Genomic DNA, 16,007 nt, shown 5'->3' on the forward strand with positions numbered 1-16,007 from the left:
AACCACACGGCACTCCCCCCCGCCCGTCGGCCGGCCGACCACCGGCCGCCCGACGATCCCGGGCCGCCGACCCCCGGCGTGCCCGTCCCACGACGCCCGCGAGGAGTTCAGGTTGGTCCCCACCACCACGTGCCGTGTCTGCCGAGGAACGGTCACCGAGTTCATGGACTTCGGCCGCCAGCCGCTGTCGGACGCCTTCCGCGAGCCCGACGACACCGGCGAGGAGTTCTTCTACCGCCTGGCCGTCGGCGCCTGTCCGGACTGTCAGATGGTGCAGTTGATGGAGGAGGTGCCCAGGGAGCGCATGTTCCACGAGGGCTACCCCTACTACTCCTCCGGCTCCACCGTCATGCGCGCCCACTTCGAGGCCACCGCGGAGAAGCTGCTCGCCGAGCACCTGACCGGGCCCGACCCCTTCGTGGTCGAGCTGGGCTGCAACGACGGCGTCATGCTGGAGACCGTGGCCCGGGCCGGGGTGCGCCACCTCGGGATGGAGCCGTCCGGAGCCGTCTCCGAGGTCGCCCGCTCCAAGGGCGTCCGCGTGCGCAACGCGTTCTTCGAGAAGGAGACCGCGCTGCGCGTCCGCGAGGAGGACGGCCCCGCCGACGTCGTCTACGCCGCCAACACGTTCTGCCACATCCCGTACGTGGACTCGGTCCTGGAGGGGATCGGGGAGCTGCTGGCCCCCGACGGGGTGTTCGTCTTCGAGGACCCCTACTTCGGCGACGTCAGCGCGAAGGCGTCCTTCGACCAGTTCTACGACGAGCACTTCTTCCTGTTCACCGCCACCTCCGTGCGCAACATGGCCCGGCGGTTCGGGCTGGACCTGGTCGACGTCGAGCGCCTGCCCACCCACGGCGGGGAGCTGCGCTACACGCTGGCCAAGGAGGGCGCCCGCACCCCCTCGCGGGCCGTGTCCGCGATCCTGGCCGAGGAGGAGGAGCGGGACCTGACCTCGCCGGAGGCGCTGCGCTCCTTCGGTGACCGGGTCAGGGGGAACTGCGAGAGCCTGACGAAGGAGCTGCGCTCCCTCCGCGACCAGGGCAGGCGCGTGGTGGGCTACGGCGCCACCGCCAAGAGCGCGACGGTGCTCAACTTCTGCGGGATCGACGCCGAACTCCTGGAGTTCGTCTGCGACACGACGCCCGCCAAGCAGGGGCGCCTCACCCCCGGCTCCGGCGTCAGGGTCCTCGGACACGAGGCCTTCACGGCCTCCTACCCCGACTACGCGCTCCTGCTGGCGTGGAACCACGCCGAGGAGATCATGGCCAAGGAGGTCGGCTTCCGCGAGGCCGGGGGCCGCTGGATCCAGTACGTCCCGGACGTCAGGATCGAGTGAGGGCCGGCCCAGCGCCCTCTCCCGCCGCGCCGGCCAGGTCCCGGGCGACGTCGGCGGGGGAGGGCATGGCGGCCATCTCCTCGCGCAGCCGCCCCGCCGCCCCCGCGTGGGCGGGATCGCCGAGCAGGCGCAGCACACTCTCACGGACCGTGTCCGGAGAGACCCGTGCCGGGTCCACGACCACCCCCGCCCCCTGCGCGGCCACCAGCGAGGCCAGGAGCGGCTCGTCGTACATGTGGTGCGGCACCGCGGCCTGGGGCACCCCGTGGGCCAGGCCCGTCAGGACCGTGCCCGCGCCACCGTGGGTGATCATGGCGTCGCAGGCGGGGGCGAGGGCGTGCAGCGGCACGTACTCGACCAGGCGCGCGTTGGGCGGCACGGCGCCGAGTTTGGCCTGCTCCGGCGCCGACAGCGTGGCGACGACCTCCACGTCCAGGTCGGCCAGCCCCTCCAGGAGGGTGCCCACGTCCACGGTGTGGCCGCCCAGGCGCCGTGTGGCCGTGATGCCGAGGCTGAGCGCGACGCGGGGCCGCGCAGGCGGGGTGCGCAGCCAGTCGGGGACCACGGCCCTGCCGTTGTAGGGGACGTAGCGCAGGGGGAGCCGACGTGTGCCGGTGGGCACGGGGACGCCCAGGGAGTCGGGGACGGGGTCGAGGGTGGCCCGCCCCCGGACGAGGTCCTCGGAGAAGCCGACGCCGTAGCGCGCGGCCCGGTTCTCCAGCCAGGCGCGGAGGGGGTCGTCGCGGTCGGCCCCGGGCTGCTCGCCCATGCGCTCCAGGTACTGCACCCGCATGGCGGCGAACAGGTCCAGGCTCCACAGGAACCGCGCGTGGGGCGCACCGCACGCCTGCGCCGCGATCGCCCCGGCGAAGGTCAGGGGTTCCCAGACGACCAGGTCGGGCCTCCATGCGCGACAGAACGACACCAGGTCGTCCAGCATCGGGTCGTTGACGACCTTCCACCACAGGGGGACGAGCACGTCGCGGTACCCCGCCCGGAGCGCCTCCCACGACGGCGGCTCCGCGGCGGCCACGCCCATCATGTCGAAGTCCGGCCGCATGTCCTCCCCCATCCGCCCCACCCAGCTGATGACCTGGGGAAGCAGGTGGTCCGTGCCCACGCCGACGAAGGGCAGGCCCGTCGCCGCCACGGTGGGGGCCAGTTCGGGCTGGCTGGCGACGCGCACCTCGTGCCCGGCCGCGCGCAGAGCCCACGCGAGGGGCACCATTCCGATGAAGTGAGCCTTCTCGGAGAACGTTGTGAACAAGATACGCATCGGCAATCCTCGCTGTTCTCGGGAAGGGTAGGGGAATCTAATCCGGGCGGCTATTTTTGTCGAGGACGCGCGTCCGCTTCCCTTGCAATGCCTTATGCGCCGGCGGTCCGGCGGCGAATCGGCGGGAGAAGTTTCGGCCAAAGAAAAGGAATCTGGTCCCACTTGCGTGACGCACCGTGAACAAATTATTGCTCAAGGTGTCTATTATTTGGGGGTTGCTGCTCGCTTGTCTATCTCATACGCTGTGTCCGCGGCCATGCTGGTGGATGTATCGGCGGCGGTGTGCAGGGTTGTTTCAAGCATGAATTCAACCGAGGGGGTACTCAGGTTCAGGCCTTGTTGTCGACCGCTTTGGTCTGGTTCAGGGTAATGCAAACGCGCTGCGCCCGCTGAGTTCCCTGTCGAGGGGTCGGTGTCTCCGCGCCGACAGCTCTCCGTTTCATGCGTGCTTTCTGCAATCCTGTTTTCGCCGCTTCTACGAGCTTTTGCCTCCGCGGTTCGAAAATCCCCCGCAGTGAGCCCTCTTACCGATGTCAGCCCAATTTTCCCTACGGGAGAATGATCCTGATCCGAGCGTTGATTTCTCTTGCCGAGCGGGAGGGTCGATGAGGGGACCACATGGAAACTATGACGAATCCGGGTCACACGAACGGAAGGACGAAGTCCCGGGGCGGGGTCGAGCACCGGCCCGCCGTGGACCTCGCCGGCCGGCGGACGGGGAGCAGGAACCCGACCCGGCGCACGAGCCTCCACCTTCCCGACGGCATGGCCATGGGCGACTGGGAGCGCTGGGGACAGCACATCTTCGTCATCTCCGACGCCTCCGCCTGGTGGCTGGGGGACTGGTTGATCTACGGCCAGGAGAACTACCCCCACCGGTACAAACAGGCCATAGAGAACACCTCCCTGGACTACCAGACCCTGCGCAACTACGCGTGGGTCGCCCGGAAGTTCATCCCCGGCCGCCGACGGGAGAAGCTGAGCTTCCAGCACCACGCAGAGGTGTGCGGGCTGCCCGAGAACGAACAGGAGAAGTGGCTCTCCGAGGCGGAGGCCGGCCGCTGGTCCCGAAACGAACTCCGCCGCCGGATCAAGCTCCACGCCCGGGGCGAGGACGCGGTTCCGGAGACGATGTATGTTCAGGTGGCCATTAACCCCGAACGCCGGAAACAATGGCAGGAAGCAGCGGAGAGCTCAGGTATGAGCCTTCCGGAGTGGGCTTCGGCGACGTTGGACATGGCGGCCAAGAAAATGGTCGAGGTCGGTTGATCCGGGGGCTCTGAACCTGCTCCCCCTCTGCTATGTATGTACCTCGCCCCGGTCGGGACCCCCCTCCCCACCGCACCTGCCGGCGGATTGCCCGCCGTACGCGCGGGGCGACACCTTGTGCCCACGACCCGGGTTCCCGGTTCTTTCGGCCGTGGAAGACCTGAAAACGGAGGAACACATGACGACCTATGTCTGGGGATACCTGGAGGAGTACGAGAAGGAGAGAGAGGACATCCTCGACGCGGTGGACACCGTGTTCAAGTCGGGGAAGCTCATCTGGGGCCCCTCCCTCGTCGCCTTCGAGCAGGAGTTCGCCGAGTACCACGGGGTCGCGCACTGCGCCGGCGTCGACAACGGCACCAACGCGATCGTCCTCGGCCTGCGCGCCCTCGGGGTGGGCGCGGGCGACGAGGTGATCACCGTGTCGAACACGGCGGCCCCCACGGTCCTGGCCATCGACCTGGTGGGCGCCAAGCCCGTCTTCGTCGACATCGACCCGGACACCTACCTGATGCGGACCGACCAGGTCGCCGCCGCCATCACCGAGCGCACCCGCTGCCTCCTGCCGGTCCACCTCTACGGCCAGTGTGTGGACATGGCCCCGCTGGAGGCCCTCGCCGCCGAGCACGGGCTCGTCGTGCTGGAGGACTGCGCCCAGGCGCACGGCGCCACCCACCACGGGCGGGTCGCCGGATCCATGGGCCACGCCGCGGCGTTCTCCTTCTACCCCACGAAGATCCTGGGGGCCTACGGCCACGCGGGCGCCACCATCACCTCCGACCCCGAGGTCGACGCCAGCCTGCGGCGCCTGCGCTACTACGGCATGGACCAGGAGCGCTACTACGTCGTCACCCCCAACGGCCAGAACAGCAGGCTGGACGAGGTGCACGCCGAGATCCTGCGCCGCAAGCTCGGCCGCCTGGACGAGTACGTCGCGGGCCGCAGGGAGGTCGCGCGGATCTACGACGAGGCGCTCGCCGACACGGACCTGGTCCTGCCCGCGACCGCGCCCGGCAACGAGCACGCCTACTACCTCTACGTGGTCCGCCACCCCGAGCGCGACCGGATCATCGAGGAGATGAAGGCGCACGACATCGCCCTCAACATCAGCTACCCCTGGCCCGTCCACACGATGTCCGGCTTCTCCCACCTCGGCTACGAGAAGGGCAGCCTGCCGGTGACCGAGCAGCTGGCCGGCGAGATCTTCTCGCTGCCGATGTACCCCTCCCTGCCGCGCGAGGAGCAGCGGCGGATCATCGAGGCGCTGACCAAGACCCTGGCCAGGCTGTGACCCACGCGGCCGACGAGGTCCGGTTCCCGCTCGCGGCGCCGGCCCCGGAAGTGCCCCTGGAGTCCGACGCCGATCTGGCCCGGTGGTGGGAGAGCAGGCCGCGGCACCGGATGCTCTCCGTCGGGCGGGTCGGCTTCGACCGCGGCGGACCCTGGTCCTTCGCCGAGGGGACAGGCGACCTCGTCCACGCCAGCGGGGGCTTCTTCTCGGTCCGGGGCCTGCGGGCCTCCGCCGGGGGGAGCGCCTTCCACCAGCCGGTCATCGACCAGCCGGAGATCGGCATCCTGGGCATCCTCGTCAAGGAGTTCGACGGGGTGCCCCACTTCCTGATGCAGGCCAAGTTCGAGCCCGGCAACGTCAACCTCCGCCAGATCTCCCCGACAGTGCAGGCCACGCGCAGCAACTACACGGGGGTTCACGGCGGCCGTCCCACCCCCTACGTGGAGTACTTCCGCGCCCCGCGCGGCGGGCGGGTGCTCGTGGACGTCCTCCAGTCCGAGCAGGGCGAGTGGTTCTGGCGCAAGCACAACCGGAACATCATCGTCCAGGTGGACGGGGACGTCCCCGAGCACGAGGACTACCGGTGGTTCACGCTGCGCCAGATCCAGGACGCGCTGCGCCGGGACAACCTGGTCAACATGGACGCCCGGACCGTGCTGTCCTGCCTCCCCGTGACCCGGGACGGGCAGCCGGAACCGGACGACCGCTTCGGCCGGGCGCTCCGGCGCTCCTACGGTGAGGAGTCCCGGCACACGATGACCGCGGTCGTCAGCTGGTTCACCGAGGAGAAGACGGTCGTCGACTACCGGTCGCAGATCCTGCCGCTCTCCGGCGCCGAGGGCTGGCACCGGACCGACGACGAGATCACCGCCGGCGACGGCGCCGGGTTCAGGATCATCATGGTCTCCGTCGAGGCCCGCATCCGCGAGGTCTCCTCCTGGGTCCAACCCCTGCTGGCGCCGACCCGGAACGGGTTCGCCGCCTTCCTGGTGCGCGAGATCGACGGTGTCCTCCACGTCCTGGTCCGCGCCCGCGCCGAACCCGGCACCCTCGACCGGGTGGAGATCACGCCCACCGTGCAGTACTCGGCCTCCGCCGCGGCGCTCGGGCGCCCCGAGCCCTTCGCCGACGAGACGGTCTCGCCGCCGGCCCACCGGGTGCGCTACGACGCGCTGCTCTCGGAGGAGGGGGGCCGCTTCCACCACGCCCAGACCAGGTACCGCATCGTCGAGGCGGACCCCGCTCTGCCCGTCGAGGCGCCGCCGGACTTCCTGTGGGTGACCGCCTCCCAGCTCATGCGGCTGGTGCGGCACAGCCACTACCTCAACATCGAGGCGAGAACCCTCCTGGTCTGCCTGCACTCCCTGACCTGAGCCGCGGGCGGCGCCCACCCGTTCGACACTTCCGCACCAAGGGGTCCACAGCCATGCGCGTCCTGATCGTCAGCCAGGCGGAGAAGACCCACCTGCTGGGCCTGATCCCCCAGGCGTGGGCTCTGCGCGCGGCCGGGCACGAGGTGCGGGCGGCCAGTCAGCCGGCGCTGGTCCCGACCATCGCGCGCACCGGGCTGCCCGCGGTCTCCGTGGGCCGCGACCACCTGTTCCACCAGCTGCTGGTCACGCTGAAGGGCCTGGGCTTCGGGGACACCGCGGGCTTCGACATGGCCAGGAGCGACGCGGAGGCAGAGGGGCTGGAGTACCTGTCGGAGGGGTACCGCGAGTTCGTGCGCCTCTGGTGGCACCCGGTCAGCGCGCCGATGCTCGACGACCTGACCGACTTCTGCCGCTGGTGGCGTCCGGACCTCGTCCTGTGGGAGCCGACCACCTTCGCGGCCCCTGTCGCCGCCCGCGCCTCGGGGGCCGCGCACGCCCGGGTGCTGTGGGGGCTGGACGTCTTCTCCCGCACGCGGAGCCGGTTCCTGGGCCGTCTGGCAGAACTACCCGCCGGCGACCGCGAGGACCCCCTCGCGGAGTGGCTGCAGAGTTGTGCCGAGCGTGTGGGAACCGACTTCTCGGAGGAGCTGGTCTCCGGCCAGGCGACCCTGGACCCCTATCCCGCGGGGCTGCGGCTGCCGCCCGCCCCGGGGACGCGCCACATCCCCCTCAGATACGTCCCCTACAACGGCACCGCGGTGGTGCCCGACTGGCTGCGCGCCCCGGGAAGGCGCCGGAGGGTCTGCCTGACCCTCGGCTCCGGGACGCCGGAGAGGTTCGACGACCGGTACCGCCTGCCCTTGGGCGAACTCCTGGAGGCGATCGCCGAACTGGACGTGGAGGTCGTCGCCACGCTCTCGGCGGAGCAGACCGCCGGCCTCGGGAGCATCCCCGGCAACGTCCGCGTGGTGGAGCACGTCCCCCTGCACGCCCTCATGCCCCGCTGCTCCGCCGTGGTCCACCACGGGGGAGCGGGGACCTTCTGCACCGCGGTCGCCCACGGCGTCCCGCAGCTCATCCTCCCCGAGTTCGCCATGGCCCAGTACGCGTTCGACGAGTCGCTGCTCGCCGCCAACGTCACGGAGCTGGAGGGCGGGCTGACGCTGGAGGGCACGGACCTCACGGGCAAGGAGGTCACCCGCCAGGTGGGGCGGCTGCTGGACGAGCCCCGCTTCGCCGAGGGCGCCCGGCGCCTGTCGGAGAAGTCCCGGGAGATGCCGAGCCCCGCCGACCTCGTGCCCGTCCTGGAGGACCTGGCGGCCCGGCGCCGGGGAAACTGAGGCGTCGACGGGACCGGTGGTCCTGCCGGGGTCCACGTGATTCCAGGGGCTCAGGTGACGGTGTCCGCGGTCTCCCCGGCGCCCGCGCGAGCGGGACGCGCCCCCACACGGAGGACGGGCGGACGGAGAACCCCCGTCCGCCCGCGCCCCGCTGCGGTCACACCTGCTTCGGCGCCACCGCCTGCTCCTGGATCCGCTCCGCGATGAACTGGGTCAGGTCCTCGAAGCTCTCACCGGAGAACTCCGACATGTCCTCCAGGACGGACACGTTGTAGACGTCCTCCAGGGCCAGGACCAGCTGCACGATCGAGAACGAGTCCAGGTCGCTCATCTGCGAGGGCTCGGGGAGGTCGAACTGGGGCTCGTTCGACGTGAACATCAGGACGGTCATCGCCTGGACCTTGATCTGGGCCAGGATCTCGTTCCGGTCAACTGCGGCCATCGGTGCCGAACCTCTTCTCTGGGGTGGTGGGGGCGGGCGCTCTCAGTTGCTGCTCGGCGCCTGGGAGAGCCGCTGGACGAACTTGGCGCCGTAGCGCTCCCAGCGCGCGCGCTGGATGACGAAGTGCGAGGCGTCCTCCAAGCCGGGGGAGCGCGGAAGGCCGGCCGCGGGAGGGTTCTCCTCCATGACCATGGTCGGGTGGTTCCGCAGGCCGGTGGCCCTGTCCCCGGCGGACCAGAAGCGCACCTCGTCCACCGGCCAGGCCCTGAACGCGCGGTCCACGGTCAGCACGGTCGCCTCCAGGGCGATGCCGACCGCGTTCGACCCCTCGTCCACGACCACGTCCACCTGGATCCACCGCCTCTCGGTGTCCAGACGGGACAGCGAGCAGAACCCCAGGACGGTACCGTCGGCCGGGGAGACGGCGAAGAACTGCTCCGTGACGTCCGCCGTGTCGCGGGGGAGCGGCCGGACCAGGTCCTCCATTCCGGGGAATTCCCCGACGCCCTTCTCGGCCAGGGCCCGGACGACGCCCTCCGTTTCCAGACTCCGGGTGGGGGACAACCGGATCCTGCGCGTTTCCACGGGTTTTTCTGTCACGCTCTCCTACCTCGACTCTTTATCGGTTCGCGTCGGCGCCCTTCCCGGCGCACGGTGGGGAAAACCCATTCCCGGAACCCGGGGGCAAAGGGTGACGGGGCGCTCGCCGCGTGTCCCGCCAGCGGGACACGCGGGCTCGGTCCACGTACCTTAGTCGCCCTTTCCGTCCCGTTTCCGGACCGGACGCCCCGGGCCTCGGCACGGAGCGTCCGCGGTGGCGTCCCGCCCCGCGGGGCGGCCCCGGGGCGTGCCGGGCGGAGGGGCCGGCAAGACCCGGATCACCAGGCATCCGTCGCCCTCACGGTCCGGGGTGTCCTGCGTCCGGGAGGCCGGGGGAGCGGCGCCGGAAGGACCGGCGGCACACCGCGGCGGCATCGGCCGGGCAGGCCCTCCGTCCAGGCCGGCGCCGGGGAGGAGAGGGCTCCCGCCGGGCTTGTCGGCGACGGCGGGGGTCATTGGCGGAACCGGCGCCGTGCGGGGAATGGGCGGCTCGGAGGAATCGCCCCCGGGAAAATCGGCACAGATTCCCGGCGAGTGCGCTGTTATCGTGATGCAGTCCTGGCCACAAAGGTCGGACGGAGTCGCGGCGGGGTCACGGTTTGTTCCGAGGCCCCGGCCGGGATTCCTTTCTCCTGAAAGGTGAAAAAATGGCCGTGAGCGAAGTTCTCGACCTGCAGGTCCTCGAGTCGGAGTCCCTCCTGGAGGAAGGCGTCCTCCTCAACAGCGGCCTCAGCCTCGTGAGCTGCAGCTGACGTCGTCCCCCCGGGCGGTGACGGGCCCCGGTAGGGGGTCCGCCACCGCCGCCTGAGGAGAGAAGGGTTGCCGCGGCCGGTCCTCCGGTCGCGGCAACCCGCCGCTTCGGGCCCGTCCCCTACGCGGTGACGGCGCCGCGGAAGCGCCAGACGCCCAGCGTCAGCAGGACCGCCGCGTACCCCAGGAGCACGCCGATGTGCGGCAGCACGTCCGTGAGGGTCGCCTGGTTGCGGATCAGCTCGCTGAAGGCGTCGTAACCCCACGCGTGCGGGGTGAGGAACGCGATCGTCGTCATCGTCTCGTCGAACGACTCCAGCGGGAGCATGGTCCCCCCGAGCGCCCCGGCGCCGAGGCTGATCCCCACGGCCGCGGCCAACGCGCCCCCCTCGGTCCGGGCGAGGCTGCCGAGCAGGAGCGAGGCTCCGCTGCTGACGAGGCAGAAGGCCGTGACCACCAGAGAGGTCGCCGGCAGGTCGCCCCAGTCCACGCCGAACATCAGGGCCGATCCGAACAGGATCAGCAGCGCCTGGGTCAGGGCGATGAGGAACCGGCCCAGGGCCTCGCCCAGCACGATGGACCCCGCCGAAGTGGGCGACGCGTACATGCGCCGCAGCACCCCCGAGCGTCTCGCCTGCACGATGCCCAGGGACGTGGTCAGCGCCGTGATGAAGGTGTAGAGCAGCAGCAGGGGCGGCGCCGCGAGGCTGTGGGAGGAGAGGCCCTCGGGGAAGGTGGCGTCCCCTGAGGTCGTCACCTCCACCTCGATGCCGGACACCTCGGTCTCCGAGGCGTTCTCCAACCGCTCGTCGAACCCGTCGTCCCGGACGGACCCCGTCACCTGCGCGGTGCTCAGGAGGGAGGACTCCCGGGTCACGACCGAGCGCACCCAGATGCCCACGTCCGCGGCGGCCAGATCGTCACTGCGAGTGACGAGTTCCAGCTCGGCGCGCTCGCCGTCCCGGATCCGGTCCTCGTAGTCGTCGGGGATGACGAGCCCGGCCTGGACGTCGCCGCCCTCGACGAGGTCGCGCATCTCGCCCTCGTCCATGTGCAGGACGTCGATCCGCTCGTCCTCCTCCAGCGCGTCGACCAGGCGGTCGGCGAGCCCTGCCTGCGACGGGGAGGAGACCGCGAGCACGGGCTGACCCCCTCCGTACATCAGGCCCATCATGAAGACCATGAGGAAGGGGAGCAGCAGGACGAAGAAGATGTTCGTCCGGTCCCGGAACACGCGACGGAGGTTGAGGACCCCGATGATCAGCGGCTTCATGCGTTCACCATCCGTCCCATACGAAACAGCGCGACGGTGGTGCCCACGAGGCCGAGGGCGAGGAGCACCGCGCACGGAAGGAGGACCACGTCGAGACCTCCCGCGGAGAGTTCGCCCAGTCCGAGGAGGAACCACCGGTGGGGCGTCAGGTAGCTGACGATCGCCAGGCCGTTGAGCTGCGAGATGGGGAACAGCGCTCCGCCGAACACCCCGAGCAGCATCGCCAGGACCGACAGCCAGTTGGCGGCCTGCTCCGAGCTCCGGGCGAAGCTCGCCACGGCCGCGGTGAGGCCGATGACGGCCGTCACGCCCGTGAGGATCAGCGCGCCGGCGCCCAGGGGGTCGCCCCAGTCGGCGCCGAAGAAGACCGAGGTCGCGACGGCCAGCACGGCCATGTTCGCGAGGCCGATGACCAGGCCGCTGGTGAGCTTGGCGATCAGGATCGCCCCGCGCGGGATCGGACTGGCCAGCAGGCGGGCCAGGGTCCCGCCGGCCTTTTCGTCGAAGATGCTCGTGACGCTGAACATCGCCGCGAAGAAGACGAAGAAGAACGCCATCGAGGCGGAGTAGTAGGTGGCGTTGCCCAGCTCCCGCCACTCCAGATCCGCGTCCTCGGACAGGACGAGAGGCGCCTCGGCGGCCTCGGCCTCCTCCAGGAGGAGGGCCGCGTCCTCGGGGCTCGGCTCAGAGTCGAAGCCCGACGCGACAGCGAGGCGGATGCGCAGGTGCTCGGTCGCGAAGGCGCGGCCGATCTCCCGGGCGATGTGGGTCGCGACGGGGGCGTCGGCGTCCCCGACGACGGTGAGCACCGCGTCGTCGCCGTTCTCCAGGGACTCGGTGAAGTCCTCCGGGACGAGGAACGCGGCGTCCACGCCGCCGTCCTCGACCAGTGCGCGCGCCTCGTCCTCGGTGTCCGCCGTGGTCAGTTCCAGGACCCCGTCGTCGGCCAGGGGCCGCAGGGCCGCGTCGACGAACTCCTGGCCGAGGGAGCCGGCGTCGCTGTCGACGACGACGTACTCGGAGCCCGTCTGCCGGGAGGTGTCGTCGCCGAGCAGCATGTTGAAGAAGAAGGCCACGCCGAGGGGCAGCAGGAGCCCGAAGACCAGCAGGCTGCCGTCCCGGAGCCGCTGGCGTACGTCCTTGGCCACGATGGCCGCGATCATGGTGAGCGTGTTGGGTCCGTTCGACATCGCTACTCCCGGAGTCCCTTCCCGGTGAGGCTGAGGAAGACGGCCTCGAGGTCCGGTTCCTGGACCTCGACCGACCGGATCCCGGCGCCGGCCCTGGTGAGCGTGTCCAGGATGAGGGGGAGGGCGTCCCTGGCGTTGGAGGTGAGGAGCCGGACCTGTGTCCCCTCGGAGGACACCTCGTCGATCGGCTCCAGCGCGCGCAGGACGTCCAGCACCCTCTCGCCGGGGGCGTCCAGGGTGATCAGGACCGTGTCGTCCTCACCGACCTGCGAGACCAGCTCACGCTGCGTGCCCTCGGCCCGGATCTTCCCGGCCTCGATGATGCCGACGCGGTCGCACAGGCGCTCCGCTTCCTCCATGTAGTGCGTCGTGTAGAGCACCGAGACCCCGCCCCGGGTCAGCGTGTGGACGCTCTCCAGGATGGAGTTTCGGCTCTGCGGGTCCACGCCGACCGTCGGCTCGTCCAGAATGAGGAGTCGGGGGCTGTTGAGCAGGCCGAGACCGATATTGAGACGGCGTGCCATTCCGCCCGAGAATTGGGATACGGCCTCACCGGCGCGGTCGGAAAGGCCGACCGTTTCCAGGACCTCTTCGGTCTTGGTGCGCGCCTCGGATTTCGACAACCCGTAGAGTCGGGCGAAGAAGCGGAGATTGTCGCGCGCGCTGAGGTCGTGGTAGAGGGCGAGCTCCTGCGGGACGAAGCCGATCAGGGACTTGCTTTTCCTGTTCGTCACGCTGTGCTCGATGCCGTCGACCGTGATCGACCCCGAGTCGCGCTCCAGGATGCCGGTGATCATGCCGATCGTGGTGGACTTGCCCGCCCCGTTCGGCCCCAGGAGGCCGTAGGTCTCACCTTCCTCGATAAAGAAGCTGACATCGTCCACCGCCTGGTTCTTGCCATATCTCTTGCTCACTCCCCTGACTTCCAGAATGGGCACGGGTGCTCCTCAAATTCTCGGTGCCTGCGTAGATCCGCCGGGGCGTGCTGAGTCGGAATCGTGCTTCTCCCCCACCGTCTCCGGGAGATTGTTCATGGAGAGCTTTCCCGTGCTGCGCCCGGTGCCGGGTCAGTGAACCATAGGAAGGGGCGCGGAGTGATACCGGCGCCATTTCCGCAGGTATTCGCCCCGGGGTTCGGTGCGGGGTCGGAGCCGGTCAGCGCCGGTCGGTGAGGGTGTGGGCGAGGTCGGCGGGGGAGGGCATGGCTGCCATCTCCTGGCGCAGGGCCTCGGCGGCTTCGGTGTGGCGGGGGTCGTCCAGGAGCGCTCGTACCCCGGCGGCCACGGCGTCGGGGGTGACCCGGTCGGGGTCCAGCACCCGGGCCGCACCGAGACCGGCCACGGACGAGGCCAGCAGGGACTCGTCGAACGTGGGCCGGGGGGAGACCAGCTGGGGCACCCCGTGCGCCAGCCCGGTCAGGACGGTGCCCGTCCCCCCGTGGGTGATCATCGCGGCGCAGGTGGGGGCGAGTGCGTGCAGGGGCACGTACTCGACCAGACGCGTGTTGGCGGGGACGGCGCCGAGCTTGGCCTGCTCGTGGGCGGGCAGGGTGGCGACGACCTCCGCGTCCAGGTCCGCCAGCCCCTCCAGGACCATGGGCACGTCCACCCCGAACCTGCCCAGCCACGCCGCCGTGCTCGTCCCGAGGCAGAGCCCGACACGGGGGCGTTCCGGCGGGGTGCGCAGCCAGTCGGGGACCACGGCCCTGCCGTTGTAGGGCACATAGCGCACGGGCAGGTAGTCCAGGTGGGAGGGCGTGTCCACCCTCAGGGACGCGGGGACCTGCTCGATGGTGGCCTGTCCGTGGACCAGCTCCTCGGAGTACTCGACGCCGTACCGGGCGGCGCGCGCCCCCAGCCAGGCGGCCAGGGGGTCCTCCCGGTCTGTCTCGGGCTGCTCGGCCATCCGCGCCAGGAACCGCGCGCGCACGGCGCCGAAGACGTCCGCACCCCAGGGATGGCGCACGTGGGCCGCCCCGCACGCCTGCGCCGCGATCGCGCCGGAGAAGGTGATGGGCTCCCACACGACCAGGTCGGGCCTCCACTCCCGGCAGAACGCCACCAGGTCGTCCAGCATGGGGTCGTTCACCATCCGCCACCACCAGGTGACGACCTGCCTGTAGTCCTCCAGCTCCTCCGCCCAGGGGCGCTGCCCGCGCCCGCTGCCGAAGGCGGAGAAGAGGGGCACCCCTCCGCGCAGCCCGTCGAAGGAGGAGCGCGCGGTCAGGTGCCGCCAGAAGCCGTGGTCCCGGCCGACCGGGACGAACGGCAGACCGGTGTGCCGGACGACGGATCCCAGGGCGGGCTGGCTCGCCACCCGCACCTCGTGCCCGGCCGCGCGCAGGGCCCAGGCCACGGGGACCAGGCTCAGGAAGTTCGTCTTCTCTGCCAGGGACGCCACGACGACGCGCACGGTGGGCTCTCCTCGGGTCGCGGCCGACGTCGGCGCTGGGGGGGTTCGGACGACGCGCGGGGCATCCCGCGGCGCGGCGCCATGTCTACCAGTTCCGGCCGGGGCGCCACCCGCCCCGAACCGACCGCCCGGGTGGACGCGCCGGGTCCCCTCCCCTAGTCTGCCGAAGCGCTTCGAGGAGGTGCGGGACGTTGCGTGTGCTGTTGACGGTGGCTGCGGAGAAGCCGCACTTCCTGGGGATGGTGCCCCTGGCGTGGGCCCTGCGCGCGGCCGGGCACGAGGTGCGGGTGGCGAGCCAGCCCGCGCTGGGGCCGACGGTGGCGGCGACGGGTCTGCCCTTCGTCCCGGTCGGCCGGGACCACGGCTTCTGGCGGACGATGAAGGTCTTCGACCTCCACGACACCCTGAACGACGCCCCGCTGTTCGGGCGGGTGACCGCTCCCGACGACGAGGTCTCCTGGGAGTACCTGCTGGAGGGCTACCGCACGGTCGTCCCGTGGTGGTGGCGGATGGTGAACGACCCCATGGAGCAGGACCTGGTGGCGCTGTGCCGGGAGTGGAGGCCCGACCTGGTCGTCTGGGGATCGGTGAGCTTCGCGGGGGCGATCGCGGCGCAGGCGTGCGGGGCGGCCCACGTGCGCTACCTGTGGGGCGCCGACATCTTCGCCCGCACCCGCCGCCGCTTCCTGGCACGGATGGCCGAGCAGCCCCCGGCCGAGCGGGAAGACCCCCTGGCCGCCTGGCTGGGCGCCCGCGCCGCCCGCCACGGCGTCGAGTACTCCGAGACCCTGGTCCACGGACAGGCCACCATCGAACAGATCCCCGCCTCCCTCAGGGTCCCCACCCCCCACGACCTCACCTACCTGCCGATGCGCTACGTCCCCTACAACGGCAGGGCCGTCGTCCCCCACTGGCTGCGCACCCCGCCCGAGCGCCCCCGCATCGCCCTCACCCTCGGCACGACCCTCATGGGCCAGGACAGCGGGGGCAGGGCCCTGTTCCGCGCGCTGCTGGAGGGGTTGGCCGGCCTGGACGCGGAGGTCGTGGCGACCCTGCCCGCCCGCGAACAGGACGCCCTCGGCCCCGTCCCCGCCAACACCCGCCTGACCGAGTACGTGCCCCTGCACGCACTCGCCCCCACCTGCGACGCCATGGTCGACCACGGAGGATGGGGGACGGTCCTGACCGGGCTGGCACACGGCGTTCCGCAGGTGATCGTCCCCAGCTGGTTCGACGACCCGATGCTCGCCGACATGCTCGCCGACGGGGGAGCGGCCATCACCGTCCCCCACCGGGCGATGACCGCGGAGACGATCAGCCGGTCGGCCTCCCGGCTCCTGGACGACCCGTCCTTCGCCCGGGGGGCCGCGGGCGTGCGCGAGGCGATGGCGGCCCTGCCGTCCCCGGCCGAACTCGCGGACGCGCTCGTGGGACTCACCCGCGGCTGAACAC

The 16,007-nt window shown here is 71.0% G+C and carries 14 protein-coding genes; 7 read left to right on the forward strand and 7 right to left on the reverse strand.

Translation table 11 applies throughout. The features are described from left to right. Nucleotides 1-163: 163 nt before the first annotated feature. The gene (locus ACWGL3_RS06825; protein WP_378554963.1) at nucleotides 164-1,339 is read left to right on the forward strand and encodes a methyltransferase domain-containing protein; all 1,176 of its coding nucleotides are present in this window, start codon (nucleotides 164-166) and stop codon (nucleotides 1,337-1,339) included. On the opposite strand, the gene ACWGL3_RS06830 is transcribed toward ACWGL3_RS06825, so the two are convergent. After that, nucleotides 1,326-2,615: an activator-dependent family glycosyltransferase gene (locus ACWGL3_RS06830; RefSeq protein WP_267947212.1), complete on the reverse strand. Its 1,290-nt coding sequence runs from the start codon at nucleotides 2,613-2,615 to the stop codon at nucleotides 1,326-1,328. The two genes, ACWGL3_RS06825 and ACWGL3_RS06830, sit on opposite strands and share 14 nt — an antisense overlap. Before the next feature lie 627 nt (nucleotides 2,616-3,242). Between ACWGL3_RS06830 and ACWGL3_RS06835 the strand changes: the two genes are divergently transcribed. The 4 genes from ACWGL3_RS06835 (at nucleotide 3,243) to ACWGL3_RS06850 (ending at nucleotide 7,888) form a co-directional block, all read left to right on the forward strand. Then, nucleotides 3,243-3,884: an LmbU family transcriptional regulator gene (locus ACWGL3_RS06835; RefSeq protein ID WP_267947211.1), complete on the forward strand. Its 642-nt coding sequence runs from the start codon at nucleotides 3,243-3,245 to the stop codon at nucleotides 3,882-3,884. A gap of 178 nt (nucleotides 3,885-4,062) precedes the next feature. Then, a complete protein-coding gene (locus tag ACWGL3_RS06840) occupies nucleotides 4,063-5,175 on the forward strand; it encodes a DegT/DnrJ/EryC1/StrS family aminotransferase (RefSeq protein ID WP_267947210.1) in 1,113 nt (370 codons plus the stop codon). After that, the gene (locus ACWGL3_RS06845) at nucleotides 5,172-6,548 is read left to right on the forward strand and encodes an NDP-hexose 2,3-dehydratase family protein (RefSeq protein ID WP_267947209.1); all 1,377 of its coding nucleotides are present in this window, start codon (nucleotides 5,172-5,174) and stop codon (nucleotides 6,546-6,548) included. Before ACWGL3_RS06840 ends, ACWGL3_RS06845 begins: the two co-directional genes overlap by 4 nt. 53 nt (nucleotides 6,549-6,601) lie before the next feature. Next, nucleotides 6,602-7,888: an activator-dependent family glycosyltransferase gene (locus ACWGL3_RS06850; RefSeq protein ID WP_267947208.1), complete on the forward strand. Its 1,287-nt coding sequence runs from the start codon at nucleotides 6,602-6,604 to the stop codon at nucleotides 7,886-7,888. A 157-nt stretch (nucleotides 7,889-8,045) separates the two neighbouring features. Here the strand turns inward: ACWGL3_RS06850 and ACWGL3_RS06855 are convergent, their stop codons facing one another. Both ACWGL3_RS06855 and ACWGL3_RS06860 read right to left on the reverse strand, forming a co-directional pair. Further along, nucleotides 8,046-8,330 (reverse strand): hypothetical protein, encoded by a 285-nt coding sequence (locus tag ACWGL3_RS06855; protein ID WP_267947207.1) that lies wholly within the window; start codon nucleotides 8,328-8,330, stop codon nucleotides 8,046-8,048. A gap of 42 nt (nucleotides 8,331-8,372) precedes the next feature. Beyond that, complete coding sequence (locus ACWGL3_RS06860) at nucleotides 8,373-8,930, reverse strand: GNAT family N-acetyltransferase (RefSeq protein WP_267947206.1); 558 nt, start codon at nucleotides 8,928-8,930, stop codon at nucleotides 8,373-8,375. A gap of 647 nt (nucleotides 8,931-9,577) precedes the next feature. On the opposite strand from ACWGL3_RS06860, the gene ACWGL3_RS06865 reads away from it, so the two are divergent. Then, the gene (locus tag ACWGL3_RS06865) at nucleotides 9,578-9,682 is read left to right on the forward strand and encodes a SapB/AmfS family lantipeptide (protein ID WP_267947205.1); all 105 of its coding nucleotides are present in this window, start codon (nucleotides 9,578-9,580) and stop codon (nucleotides 9,680-9,682) included. Nucleotides 9,683-9,801: 119 nt separating this feature from the next. Here ACWGL3_RS06865 and ACWGL3_RS06870 read toward each other — a convergent pair whose 3' ends face one another. The 4 genes from ACWGL3_RS06870 to ACWGL3_RS06885 all read right to left on the reverse strand — a co-directional run bounded on the left by ACWGL3_RS06870 (nucleotide 9,802) and on the right by ACWGL3_RS06885 (nucleotide 14,555). Then, a complete protein-coding gene (locus ACWGL3_RS06870) occupies nucleotides 9,802-10,953 on the reverse strand; it encodes an ABC transporter permease (protein WP_267947204.1) in 1,152 nt (383 codons plus the stop codon). Further along, on the reverse strand, nucleotides 10,950-12,143 hold the full coding sequence (locus ACWGL3_RS06875; RefSeq protein ID WP_267947203.1) for an ABC transporter permease: 1,194 nt from the start codon (nucleotides 12,141-12,143) through the stop codon (nucleotides 10,950-10,952). The genes ACWGL3_RS06870 and ACWGL3_RS06875 overlap by 4 nt, the downstream gene beginning before the upstream one ends. Before the next feature lie 2 nt (nucleotides 12,144-12,145). Beyond that, complete coding sequence (locus ACWGL3_RS06880; RefSeq protein ID WP_267947202.1) at nucleotides 12,146-13,081, reverse strand: ABC transporter ATP-binding protein; 936 nt, start codon at nucleotides 13,079-13,081, stop codon at nucleotides 12,146-12,148. A 217-nt stretch (nucleotides 13,082-13,298) separates the two neighbouring features. Next, nucleotides 13,299-14,555 carry an activator-dependent family glycosyltransferase gene (locus ACWGL3_RS06885; RefSeq protein WP_267947201.1) on the reverse strand — a complete coding sequence of 419 codons (1,257 nt, stop codon included), beginning with the start codon at nucleotides 14,553-14,555 and terminating at the stop codon, nucleotides 13,299-13,301. Between the two features lie 191 nt (nucleotides 14,556-14,746). Here ACWGL3_RS06885 and ACWGL3_RS06890 point away from each other — a divergent pair, with 191 nt between their 5' ends. After that, nucleotides 14,747-16,003 (forward strand): activator-dependent family glycosyltransferase, encoded by a 1,257-nt coding sequence (locus ACWGL3_RS06890; protein WP_267947200.1) that lies wholly within the window; start codon nucleotides 14,747-14,749, stop codon nucleotides 16,001-16,003. Nucleotides 16,004-16,007 lie beyond the last annotated feature (4 nt).

Source organism: Nocardiopsis sp. NPDC055824 (assembly GCF_053616335.1).